Below are 12,985 nucleotides of genomic sequence, written 5' to 3' on the forward strand. Positions count from 1 at the left end.
TTGTTTTGCTTATGCTAAGAACTTATACTTTACTAAGATATGAAACAAACTTTCGTTTATTATATCAAGTAAAAATGCATCTGAAACTTCATCATATTTATATGTAACACCATCGTCTCGCTACGCTCGACGAGGTGCGCTATTTTTCTAAATTCAAGTTTCGCTTACGCTCGCTTTCATTAAGAAAAATATGCGAAATATGCGAATTTTCAGGGTTGTGTGTACTGTTTAATCTTAAATTATCAAGGTTCAACGCAGAAGGAGGGATTTGAACCCTCGCACCGCTATTAACAGCCTACTCCCTTTCCAGGGGAGCCCCTTCAACCACTTGGGTACTTCTGCTTGGTTGCGAGTTATCCTTCTTCTGTTTTTCCTTTCTGCCTTTAAGGCAAAAAGTAAGCGGAGAGGGTGGGATTCGAACCCACGCGCCCTTGCGGACAAACGGTTTTCAAGACCGCCTCGTTATGACCACTTCGATACCTCTCCGTAACTGCCCCATTATAATATCGCACCAAGGGATTAATGTCAAGCATTTATTTTCATTTTTTTAAAGAAAAATTTAACTCAAAAAACTTGCATTCCGGCTATTGCTTATAAAAAATGTGGACAGCAAAGCCGCCCACAAATCCAATTATACTATACAACCTTGATGTTAAATTTCTTGGCCTCAACTTCGCTGTCTATTTCTCTTATATCAGCACCAAGTGAAATCAGTTTGCCCTCAAAGTCCTCATATCCTCTTTTTATATATTTTATATCGTCTACAATAGTCTGACCCTCCGCTGCAAGTCCTGCCAGCACCAGTGCCGCTCCCGCACGCAAATCCGGAGCCTTTAAAGACGCACCCCTTAATTTATTCACACCGATAACCATAGCGGTATTGCCCTCTACTTTTATATTGGTACCCATTCTGGCCAGTTCATCTACATATTTGAATCTGTTTTCAAAAATACTCTCAACTACAAGACTGCTGCCGTTGGCAAGTGCCAATGCAGTAGTTATCTGCGGTTGCATATCTGTAGGAAATCCCGGATATGGCAATGTCTTTATATTGGTAGCCTTTTGATTGTTCTTTGCAATAACTCTTATTGCATCATCAAACTCTACCACCTCACATCCCATCTCCATAAGTTTTGCACTTATAGCCTCCATATGCTTCGGTATAATATTTTTAACGGTAATATCTCCCTTTGTAATAGCTGCGGCACACATAAAAGTACCCGCTTCTATCTGATCCGGTATTATAGAATACTGACTTCCATGCAATGACTTCACCCCGTTTATTCTTATAACATCTGTTCCTGCACCCTTTATATCCGCACCCATACTGTTTAAGAAATTAGCCACATCAACAATATGCGGTTCCTTGGCCGCATTCTCTATAAGAGTTCTGCCCTCCGCTAATGATGCCGCCATCATAATATTTATAGTGGCACCCACAGACACTGTATCAAGATAAATATCTGCCGCTACCAAATCTATGGCATGAGCTTTTACCCTGCCTGACTCAATCTCTATTTCAGCCCCCAATGCCTTAAATCCCTTAAGATGCAGGTCTATAGGTCTTGAGCCGATATTACAACCGCCGGGCAATGCCACCTCCGCACTCTTATATTTGCCCAAAAGTGCCCCTATAAAATAATAAGATGCTCTGATCCTGCGAATAAACTCATCATCTACCAATATATCCTTTACACTTGATGCATTAATCTTCACACTGTGTCTGTCAAGTCTTTCAACACTTGCACCTATGGCCTTGATTGCCTCAAGCATTACATTGATATCCTTTACATCAGGTAAGTTTTCTATACAAACATCTTCATCTGTCATTATGGCTGCTGCCAAGATACCCAGAGCCGCATTCTTTGCACCGCCTATAGCAACTTCTCCTACCAATGGGCTTCCGCCATTCATTATATATTGAGCCATCTCTCTCCTCTATGTTATGTAAAACAATACATTTTTTTTAAACTTAAATCAACAAGTTACTAAAAAAATCTTAACTTGTTTCTTTCTTTTTTATTACGATAATAATTTTATCACATTACATTCTAAAGGTAAAGAAACAAGAAAAGTCATTTTGCGTATTATTGAATATACTTTGTGCTTCATTTATATCTATTTTTTGTATACTTGCAGTATTTATATCATATACTGTGACAGTTTTAGAATCATATGCAATGATAATCACGGGATTATTTATTGCTGTAAATGTAAATACAGGTTTTTTTATTGTAATAAAGTACATAGCTTCCTTAAGCGTTATACCTTCAAATCTGGTCAACCGGTCATTCTCCCAATAGTGTACATAATCAGCCGCCTGTGTAACATCAAAATTTGTATTTGCCAAAGTCTCCACCATTGCTTTTACATATACCATTATTCCGTTTCTTCTGACAAACCCCATATCGGCATACGCATCTTCTATAGCCTTTACCGGCTCATCATATATTCCGGCAAGCTTGGAATTTATATAGACATAATACATTTTTTGTAAATATGCTCCGTTCAACTCTATATTATACAAAGTATTGCTGCTGTCTATAGAAAGTTCCTTTGCATAGGAAACTTCACTTTCTATATACTTGGTACTGTCTATAACATAGTTTTTACCTCTAAAATTATCTGTATAAAACGATACTCTGCTGTCATTTTTTACAGACTTATTGCTTATGATAGTATCTTCTCCCGCTCTTGTAAAGTTCGTACCGTCATATTGATAGAGATCTATATGTACACGATTCCCTGATACCTTTATATTGTCAATATATCTGTTGTCATAAGTATAGTCCTTTTGCAGCTCCAAAAGATTATTGTATATACTTAACTTTTCAAAAATATTTCCCGCAGACTTTCCATTGATTGTACTTGAAACATTCTGCGATTCAATAGCTACAACCAAATCGCTTCCTATATAGCCTATCGGCAACATGACTTCATTTGCATTATCAAGCTGCTTGTTTTCACCTGTGGCAAAATTATAGATATTCAGCCCGTCTCCAACATTCCATGAAAGCAGGCTCTTATCCTGACTTATAGAATATTTCCCATACTCAAGATTTTCTGCAACCGTTACATAACTTCCTGAAGCAATATCAAGGCCGACCACCTTATCCAACAGTTTCAGATATAACATACCGCCATCAACCATATAAGCTAATTCATTTATAGATTCTTTCAGGCTTGCCGCATCTACATCTACTTTTACAAATGCCAGTTTTGAAACCTTTTTACTGTCCCATCCGTACTTTAGCAGACTCACTCCCACATCTCCGATATGGGTATCATCTACATTATATCCATAGCTTAAAAAATACAGACTGTCACCAAACTTCAAAGGCAAAATGCAGTCATTATTTCCTCCTGTATAGACCAATTCCAGTTTTCCGTTTTTGCTGTCAGACAAAAACAATTTGTTATCGGCAAGGAATGCCAATTTTTCACCACTTTTACTTGAAATAATATTAGTAGCTCTATTTCCGATACCAAGGTCTATTTTTTTTGCATATTGAAGACTCTTTGAAAGTCTTTGATTCATCGTCCTGGTATAGTCAAGCATATAAAGCCTTTGTGATCCTGCCTTACAAATAAAGTTTTCTTCTATATTATAGCTCTTTCCGTCCGCATCCGCAGTGTAGCTGAAATGTATTTCGCCAATCTTTCCATTATAATTTACAAGTTTCACTTCTTTCTCAGACGGAGTAAGCTTCATGCCGTTGTAACTCATCATTTCATAGTCCGACTTTAATGTGACATACTCAAGTCCTCTGGCATTACCTGTACCGTCACTTTCCAAATACATAGCATTTTCTCTGGCATTATTGCTGTCAAAGTTATTATTTGAAAATGTATTTGCCATATCTATAAGTTTTTTTGCAAAATCTATATCACTCCTAATTATTCTTGTATAGTAGTTAAAGGTCTTTTCCTTTGTATACAGTCTTAGTTGCAGGAAATACTCTTTGTTCTCTTCCATCAAACTTGAAAGACGCAAATCCAGTATATCTCCATCTACCTTTTTCCTGTCTCCGCTTTCTACAAGTTCATTTGTATCAAATGTCCTTATACTGTAGTCAAACTCTTCTATTTCGGAAATATTCGTATCTACAATTCTAAACTTCATACTGAAATCGTCCAACATCAGTGACAACACATTGTCAGATACCATTGTATCCATCTCATCACTGTATCCATACATCTTATTGATATAATAATCTCCGATTACATTGTAAAGTTTCGGAATATTGGCATCGCTTTTTGCAATATCTTCCGTATCGGTACTGCTCCTGTTCTTTCTCAAAAATGAGTATAATAAAAAACCTGTCACTGCCGATAAAAAAACAAACACAAATATAATATACCTAAATTTTTTAGCTTTCATAAAAATCCTTATTCATCATTATTCTCTAAGATTGTAATAAAGCTACAATCACAGATGCATTATACTATACTTTTGGCTCCACTTGAAATATTTTTTATGAAAAAAGAGCTGTTACCCTATGATTATAAATCGTTAGAGTACAGCCCTTAAACTTATTTACCTGACATAAAAGACTTTATAAAATCAAACAGCTTCTTGAATACATTTCCAATTCTTTTTATCGGCGTAATATTGTCATCTTCACTTTCCAAATCTGTCACACTGTTATCTTCAGCTTTCTTTATTTCCTGTGTTCTAAGTACAACCTGTACGGAGTTCGGTTCGGGATTCTTATCTGATGTGAATGAAGTTTTAACAGCCTCTGTGTCAATCTTTAAAATATTACTGTCATTTTCAAGCTCATCAATCTTTTCATCCCAGATTGACTTTATTGTATCATTTGACTGCTTTATATTACCTGTTACCTCAAGCGCATCCAATGACTTATTTACAATTTCCATACTTGCATTTAGACTGTCCTTTGTTCCTGCATTCAAAATCCCCTTTGAGTTTTTATACATATTGTTGACAGTCCCCAATGTATCGGCAGCCACACTTATATTGGTATCTACAGAATTGATTATATTATTTGCTGTATCAACAGCTGACAGGGCACTGTCATGATATGAATTTACAGTCCTGTTAAGTTCATTCATGTCATCAATAATATCTGTCAAATTAAGTGTTGTAACCTGTATGTCATCAATCATATCTGTAGTATTATTTGCCAGATTCCTGCCTGTAATTAATGAATCATTTAAGTTTCTTATCGCGTTCACTCCGTTATTTAAAATACTTGCATCTACAAATTCTATATATGCATCTGTTTTTTGGAGCATTTTACTAAGCCCCTGATACATCTCACTTGTAGAAGTTACTGTATCTTTAAGTGAATTATAATAAAGGTTTTCAACAGTATTGCCACCTGTTCCATCCATCATATTTGCACCTGTAAGTCCGGCATACAGCTCCTTTAGGCTTTTATCCATAGAATATATACTGCCGTTTTCTTCAGCATTTGATGCTGTGGCTAATATTTTGCTTCCATTTATCATCTGCCGTAGCAAAGTCGCCTTCTTCTTAGCCACAATAAGTTTGTTACTCAAATCATTTAAAGCTGCTGTTGCCTCAGAGGTTTTTGCCTGATTTAACAGATACCCTATATGACTTATAGAACTGCCTACCTCTCCCATACTGTCTGTCAGATCATAGAGTACAGGCTTAAGATCTGTGACTCCCAGATCTATCTTATTTATATCCTTATTGAAATCATTTAAGGCATTTTTTGATGTCACAAGATGTGAGACCGCCTGTGATGTTTCATCTGCAAGTGAATTCAGGTTTTGTATTACTGCATCTGTCTGTCCCGTCAAGCTGTCTCCATATGAATGTATTGTGGCTCTTGCCGACTGAAGTTCCCTTAATCCGCCATTTAGACTTCTTAGCCCGCCTCCCATAGAATTCATCACATCAAGCAGTGTATTACTGCTGTTATATATGGCATTTACAGAACCCTTTACATCGTCCTTGGCATCATTTATCTCTTTTATCTTATCAAGTGAATCCATTGTTGCAGGAACCATTGCCATCATAACACCTGCACTCTCAAAGCTGTCACTGCCTATTCTTACAGTAAAATCTTTCTCCTCTCCGGGGAATGCCATAAATAAAACTACAGTATTCTTACCGAGGCTCTGTATCTGTGCCCCCGGTGCCTCAACACTTAGATTCTTTGTCATATCCACATCTGTTCCAAGCATAAGAATCATATTATTGTTTAAATAATCCGATTTTGTCTTCACAGGTTTAGCACTGATATTTATCTCTACCATACCGGATGCACCTGCCAAATTCTCCGCCTTTGCAGGTACACCGTTTAATTTGTAGGATACATCAAAAGCCCATGGAAGCTCCACATCATTTGACTTGGGGGTAACCTCATAATAAAACTTTTTTGAACTGTCAAGTGATGCAAAACTCACCTGATTTGCATCAAGCTTCGGTGCATTTTCTGAAGTCATATTTATAACATTGCTATAGTCTCCATAGTCGCTGAAACCGGTATAGCCGTTTAGGCTGACACCTTTTACAATACTAAGTTCCTTTCCGACACCATAATAGTCCAAGTTTGCATATACAGTCTCATCAACACTTACTTTCGGTGCAGCTGCCCAACCTGATAGCATATTTAAGGATGCCATCAAAACAATCTGTAAAACTGCAACTCCCATTTTAGTTTTTCTTAATATATTTCTTTTAATATTCTTCTTATTCATCCTAACCACCTATATTTTACTATTGCTTTTTTCAACTGAATTGATTATACTTTTAAGTACATTTATGTACAATGGTTAATTAAATGATATTAGTATTTTAAGCGGCATCATTTTAGTTTTATGCTTATAAATATTAAAATTAATTACATTATGTCATTTGGAGGAATTATGAACGAACAAACACTGGACAGAAGAGTAAGGAAAACCAGAACACAGCTTAGGAAATGCCTCAGTATCCTGCTTGAAACAAAGAAAATCCAAAATATCACAGTTAAAGAACTGGCGCAGATGGCAGATATAAACCGCGGAACTTTTTATCTGCACTACAAGGATGTATATGATCTGCTCGATCATATACAAAAGGATCTTTTAAGGGACTTTGAGAATATCCTTACTACTATAGCTCCCGACACGGACAACCTTGTACCGTTTATTGAGGCGTTATTCTTATTCATATACAGGAACAAAGATATGTCAAAGATATTTTTACATGAAGATTTGGAAGCAAGCTTTTCAAGTGAGCTTAGAAGCAAACTTCAGATCTGTGTATTTAATAAGTATAAGGCATTTATCAAGCAAAAAAATATGCCTTATTTTGAACTGTACTATGATTTTATCATATCAGGCACTATAGGTCTACTTGTCAGATGGGTGGACAGTGAATTTCAGATGTCTCCTCATGAACTTGCCGTACTTACAAATTCATTTATACAGAGCGGACTCACAAATATTATTAAATAAAAAATCGGGCTTATGATTATTCATAGGCCCGTTTTTCTTATTCTTCTTCTTCAAAATGCTTTCTTGCAAAATCCATATCCTGTACTATCTCCATAGTTCCAAGATATTTTTTATTTTTATCTCTGACCGCCATGTACTTTACAAGCATATCTTTACCGTTTTTCTTAACCCAAATGGCAACCTCATCCTGTATGCCCTTCTTAAACATGGTAATAATCTCTCTCACCATCGGTTCTATCTTCGGCGGATGACATGAATATACATCTCTGTCAATAGCCATAAGCGGTCTCTTAAATGCTTTCGGCAATCCGTTGTCATTAAAAAATCGATTTATATCATTCCCATCCACAAATGTTATTTCAAGCGGTATAGTATCAAGCAATGCAATCAGCTGTTCCTTTGTAAAATGACCTCCCGGAAGTACAATCTCACCGTCAATATCATCAAACTCCCTTGTAAGATGTTCTGCACTGTCAAACTTTTCCGGTATCACATCCAGACATTTTTCATATCCCTTGCTGTCAATATAGATATTTATCCAATCTTCACCTGTAAAATTCAATGCACATATCGGAAATAATATATTATCTTCTTTATATATCATCTCTTTTGCACGAGAGATAACAGCTTTCATATCAGCCATCCATTTTTCATCAACATTATTGTCGGCTGCAAGTCTTGAAAGTTCATCTCTGATTTCATCATCCACCGACCACATTACGGTTGACGGACCTGAAATATCATACTTTGTCTTTAGAAGCGGATACAAAAGATCGCCTTTCTTTGCATAATGTGTAGATAATTCTCTTACTTTAGAAAGAAGCTCTCTATCAACATCATTTTTATCAAGTTTTTCAGAAAACTCTTTCAAATACTTTTCAAGGTTTCTGTTCTCTCTTGTAAATGTGGAAAGTGGATGCCCCTCAATTTCTATAAGTTTATTTGTATCGACACCTTCAGCCATACTCATAGTATTGGCTATTTCATCACTTTCCACTTCACCGCTTGTTAAACCATGAAAGAGAGCGGAATGGACATCACACAGTTTTTGTACTTCTTGATAGGGAACTCCTGATTCCATCAACGACTGCTCCGCTTTCATGATTTCACTCGGATCTACAGATTCGAACTTTTCTTTAAAATCCCTTTGCACAGACTCTAAGGACTCACCTTTTGACAGTCTTATAAGGTATTGTTTTATCTGCTCTGTATTACTAATCTCCTCTTTTGACTCCGCTTCTTCAGAATCATCTGTAAGATTATCATTAACTATTTTTTTTTATCCTCTGCTATTTCATATCCATGCTCTTTGAAAACCTCTTTGATCTTCTCAAGCGGTATGCCCTTCATCTCAGAGCCTTTGTTTATTGTTATAATTCGGCCCATAGAATTTAACATTGCAGGATTTTTAATATCCGCAAATCCAAGACTTGCAAATATATCTACAAAATCCGGATATTCCTTAGCCAACTCAAAAACCGGTTTATTTAAATCAAGTATCTTACTCATATCATTCTCCTTCTTCCCCATCTAAGTTAGTACACCCTAATGATAATGTATCGGCAGGTAATTTTCAGTATTATTGGTTACAAAAAAATATTTTTATAAAAAAGGACCGACACATAAAAATGCTCAGTCCAAAAATTACAGCCTGTAATCAAATATATTTAAATACCGACCTTATATCAATTTGCATCTATACCATACATATTGCAAAGTGCAGCAAGCCCGCCCTGGTATCCGCTGCCTATAGCATTAAATTTCCACTCATCTCCATTCTTATACAACTCTCCGAATACTACCGCAGTCTCTATTGAGAAATCCTCTCCAAGATCATATCTTAGAAGTTCCTCACCGGTATTCTCATCAAAGATTCTTACAAATGCATTTGAAACCTGACCGAAGTTCTGTCTTCTTGTCTCAGCTTCATAGATGGTTACTGTGAATGCAATCTTTGTAATCTCTGCCGGAACCTTTGACAAATCAATCTTTATCTGTTCATCATCTCCGTCACCGGCACCTGTAAGATTATCTCCAAGATGAGTTACCGCACCTGAGGGGTGACTCAGATTGCCGAAAAACACAAAATCATTTTGATTTGAAACCTTACCTGAATCTGTAAGACAGAATGCAGCTGCATCAAGGTCAAAATCAGAACCTGTATCATATGCATTTGTATCCCATCCAAGACCTACCACTACATTCTTCAGCCCCGGGTTACCCTTTGTAAGACTTACTTTTTGTCCCTTTTTTAAACTAATTGGCATACCAACCTCCTGAATATATAATAATGTTGTGATTTATACACAACATTATATTATTTTCATTATTTCCTGCATCTCAATGATATATCAAATATACTGTTTTTTCAATCAGTCATCAACAATTTAAGAATGTTGTAACTATATTACAGTCGCACCGAAAGGCATCAATGACAACTTTGCAAGTTTGAAACTTAACCGATATCTATATGTAGTCAATCAAAGACTTCTTTGCAACCTTACAAATAACACCTTTTTCAGTCTTAAAAACCACCTTTACAGTTGCACTGTCACCTATCTTATCATACAGCCTGCCCGCACTCATAGTCTCTCCAATCACTGTATACGGGCTGTTGGCAACATAACCTATCTTACCTATCCCCTCACAAAGCACCTTTATAGCCTCTTTGTCAAACTCATTGTCAGGCTCCTTCTCCAGTATAAGCTTCATATCCTTTTCCAAAAATTCATCTCCGAAGTAGTGCTTCGTTCCTGTCAGTGTGATATAAACCTTTCCCATAATTTTCTCCTATCAAATATTTTTATAACTGAAATATATCATTTAAGCTGTCCGTTAAAAATACCGACGAAGATATTACTCATATTTTTTTAAAAATTCTCTTGTATATACTCTTATTTCATCTACCACTTTCTTTGGAGAAACGACTTCTACATCTTTGCCCAAACTGAAAATCCATCCGAAGAACTGCGGACTGACATTGATATCCACTATCAACTCACTGAAGTTTTCATCACTTTTCATAAACAGTATATCTTTACCGAATCTGTCTATGAATACACCGCACATATGATTTGCAAATCTGATACATACCTTAGTCTTGTCTCCATGGTACATACCGAAAGTTGCCTTGGAGTACTTTGCCATGTCAAAGTTTTTGAACTCTTCCTTACCGGCTCTCTCCTCTTCACATATACATATATTCATCATTTTGTCTACACGATAATGCTTTATTTTGTGATCCCAGTCATCAAAAGCAATCATATAGTAGTTCTCATCATCCCAAAGTAATGCCCATGGACTGACTGTAAAGAAACTTCCGCCATGTCTTGCGACAAGTTTTTTATCAATATTCCATTTGTAATACTTGAACTTAATCTTTCTGTTTTGATTGATTGCAGTATGTATATCATCTACATTATAATATACACTTTCATTCATAGTCTTTACACGATCATTTATAAAAATCTGTCTCTGTAGCTGCTTAGCCTGATATTCACTTACAAAATCCTTTACCTTATCAATAAGTGCCTTTGATTTCTTCTGTGTGATAAACTTGGCAGACTGCACCGCATCTATCAGCAGTTTAACTTCTGCCAGTTCAAATTCTCTGCCTGCTATATGGTAGAATGTCTCTCTGCCTTTTTGTTCTTTTATTATTTCAATGCCGAATTCAGCCATATCCCTAAAATCATCATATATACTCTTTCTCTCGGCACTTACACCATATCTGCCAAGTTCATCAAGTATCTGTGCCATAGTCAGGCTATGTTCATCATCAGTCTTTTCAGCCATTATCTTCATAAGATATGTAAATTTGAACTTTTGATTGCTCCCCCTTGCCATAGGACTCCCCTTCGTATTATGACTTATAATAATTAAACTTCTATCCCGCTCATTATCTCTCCTATAGGAGCGTTAATAGAAAGATTTGCACTCACCGCCTTGGCCGTATCGGATTTATTGATTACTACAAGATGCTTTCCTCTAAAATAGTCAATAAAACCTGCCGCCGGATATACCACCAGTGACGTTCCGCCTATAATAAGTGTATCTGCCGATGCTATAGCTCTTATTGCAGAATTTATTACATTTCCGTCAAGTCCCTCTTCATACAGTACCACATCAGGCTTTATCATACCTCCACATGTGCAATATGGGACTTCTTTTGAGTTCTTTACATATTTTGCATCATAGAATTTGCCACATTTCATACAATAATTTCTATGTATACTTCCATGCAGTTCATACACAATTTTGCTGCCTGCGGCCTGATGTAATCCGTCAATATTTTGTGTAACTACAGCCTTAAGTTTTCCCAAGCTTTCAAGCTCTGAAAGTTTATTATGTGCGGCATTTGGCTTTGCATCAAGACACATCATCCTTTCTTTATAGAACTCATAAAATTGTTTAGGATACTTCATAAAAAAACTATGGCTTACAACCTGTTCAGGAGAGTACTTATACTTTTGATGGTAGAGTCCGTCTGCACTTCTAAAATCAGGAATACCGCTCTCGGTAGACACACCTGCCCCGCCAAAAAATACTATTGCTTTACTGTCGTCTATAATCTTTTGAAGCTCAATCTTTTCATTTTCATACATATTATCTGCTTTCCTTTACAAATACTTGTACTAATATTAATGTCCCTTATGTTTTTTTCTTTTCTTATACTGTTTTAATAAAAATCTCTTAAGCTCATCCGCCTCTTTTTCTTCTCGCCTTCTTACCTTACTTTCCTTCTTATTCTGTTCATGTTGCGATTTTAATGCAAGTTGTGATTTTGTTCCTATACCGGATACTTGCATCTGCTTTCTTACATCACGTTGAGCTTTCTTCGGATTTGTTTTGTTTTTCTTTATCTTTGTGTAAACGGCAGGGCTGAATACCAAACTGTAGTAATGTTTTATTATATAGTTTAATACCTCATAACCCTTAGGTTCAGCACCGAATGTTACTTTTGATACAACAAGAAAGTTGTTTTCAACATGCTCAAACACACCTACCCAAAACGGATTTTCAAAAAACACAGTTAATTTGACACTTATATCATTCATCGCCATCCCTCCAATTTCTTTACAAAGAACGGACAACCCGGAGGGGCAGGTTACTTACCCTATATACTTATAGGACTGCCGGGCTACCTACCGGCTATAGCACAATAAATGTACATTGCGTTTTTATCTTTGCTTATATAATCAAGATTAAACTTGACTGTTTGTTATTATTTTCTCATATAATCCGTATTTAGTGAACTACCCATAGTCTAAAGCCTATGGGCTTCCTGCTTCGCTGACCTCGCAACCTACTATCTCCACAGGCGTTAATTCGGGCAGTCCCTGCCCTATCATTTTTCTTATACTACTTGTCTTAATCCTTCTGCCAATATATTTTTTGCCGCATTGATATCTCTATTGTGTTTTGTATTGCAGAAAGGACATATCCAATCTCTTACTTTTAGATCTTTTACATTTGTATTTTTATATCCACAACTAAAACATAACTGACTGCTTGCATAAAATCTATCTATCTTAATATAAGTTCTGTC

General features: G+C 36.2%; 10 protein-coding genes, 2 tRNA genes and 1 pseudogene. 1 reads left to right on the forward strand and 12 read right to left on the reverse strand.

Features of this window, described 5'->3' with window-relative positions; all coding sequences use genetic code 11:
- Positions 1 to 253 precede the first annotated feature (253 nt).
- The 5 genes from HMPREF0381_RS10705 to HMPREF0381_RS10725 form a co-directional block, all read right to left on the reverse strand.
- Positions 254 to 342 (reverse strand) — tRNA-Ser (locus HMPREF0381_RS10705).
- A gap of 58 nt (positions 343 to 400) precedes the next feature.
- Positions 401 to 486: transfer RNA gene (locus tag HMPREF0381_RS10710), tRNA-Ser, on the reverse strand.
- Between the two features lie 150 nt (positions 487 to 636).
- On the reverse strand, positions 637 to 1,929 hold the full coding sequence (locus HMPREF0381_RS10715; protein WP_008751997.1) for a UDP-N-acetylglucosamine 1-carboxyvinyltransferase: 1,293 nt from the start codon (positions 1,927 to 1,929) through the stop codon (positions 637 to 639).
- Between the two features lie 115 nt (positions 1,930 to 2,044).
- Entirely contained in the window at positions 2,045 to 4,300 is a 2,256-nt protein-coding gene (locus HMPREF0381_RS10720; RefSeq protein WP_242824425.1) for a hypothetical protein, read from the reverse strand.
- A gap of 233 nt (positions 4,301 to 4,533) precedes the next feature.
- The gene (locus HMPREF0381_RS10725) at positions 4,534 to 6,696 is read right to left on the reverse strand and encodes a hypothetical protein (protein WP_008751999.1); all 2,163 of its coding nucleotides are present in this window, start codon (positions 6,694 to 6,696) and stop codon (positions 4,534 to 4,536) included.
- Between the two features lie 168 nt (positions 6,697 to 6,864).
- Here HMPREF0381_RS10725 and HMPREF0381_RS10730 point away from each other — a divergent pair, with 168 nt between their 5' ends.
- Positions 6,865 to 7,437 carry a TetR/AcrR family transcriptional regulator gene (locus HMPREF0381_RS10730; protein ID WP_040461400.1) on the forward strand — a complete coding sequence of 191 codons (573 nt, stop codon included), beginning with the start codon at positions 6,865 to 6,867 and terminating at the stop codon, positions 7,435 to 7,437.
- A 37-nt stretch (positions 7,438 to 7,474) separates the two neighbouring features.
- Here the strand turns inward: HMPREF0381_RS10730 and HMPREF0381_RS10735 are convergent.
- From HMPREF0381_RS10735 to HMPREF0381_RS10770, 7 genes and pseudogenes are all read right to left on the reverse strand, one after another.
- Positions 7,475 to 8,946 (reverse strand): annotated as a pseudogene (locus HMPREF0381_RS10735) (DUF438 domain-containing protein).
- Positions 8,947 to 9,122: 176 nt separating this feature from the next.
- On the reverse strand, positions 9,123 to 9,704 hold the full coding sequence (locus HMPREF0381_RS10745) for a TerD family protein (protein ID WP_008752003.1): 582 nt from the start codon (positions 9,702 to 9,704) through the stop codon (positions 9,123 to 9,125).
- Between the two features lie 199 nt (positions 9,705 to 9,903).
- Positions 9,904 to 10,218 carry an HIRAN domain-containing protein gene (locus HMPREF0381_RS10750; protein WP_008752004.1) on the reverse strand — a complete coding sequence of 105 codons (315 nt, stop codon included), beginning with the start codon at positions 10,216 to 10,218 and terminating at the stop codon, positions 9,904 to 9,906.
- 75 nt (positions 10,219 to 10,293) lie between these two features.
- Positions 10,294 to 11,283 (reverse strand): helix-turn-helix transcriptional regulator, encoded by a 990-nt coding sequence (locus HMPREF0381_RS10755; protein WP_008752005.1) that lies wholly within the window; start codon positions 11,281 to 11,283, stop codon positions 10,294 to 10,296.
- Between the two features lie 32 nt (positions 11,284 to 11,315).
- Entirely contained in the window at positions 11,316 to 12,041 is a 726-nt protein-coding gene (locus HMPREF0381_RS10760) for an NAD-dependent protein deacylase (protein WP_008752006.1), read from the reverse strand.
- A gap of 36 nt (positions 12,042 to 12,077) precedes the next feature.
- Positions 12,078 to 12,494: a YjdF family protein gene (locus HMPREF0381_RS10765; RefSeq protein WP_008754848.1), complete on the reverse strand. Its 417-nt coding sequence runs from the start codon at positions 12,492 to 12,494 to the stop codon at positions 12,078 to 12,080.
- A gap of 299 nt (positions 12,495 to 12,793) precedes the next feature.
- On the reverse strand, positions 12,794 to 12,985 hold a 192-nt coding region (locus HMPREF0381_RS10770), incomplete at its 5' end, for a zinc ribbon domain-containing protein (RefSeq protein ID WP_008752008.1).

It is taken from the genome of Lachnoanaerobaculum saburreum DSM 3986 (assembly GCF_000185385.1).
In the GTDB taxonomy this organism is placed as follows: Bacteria; Bacillota; Clostridia; order Lachnospirales; family Lachnospiraceae; genus Lachnoanaerobaculum; species Lachnoanaerobaculum saburreum.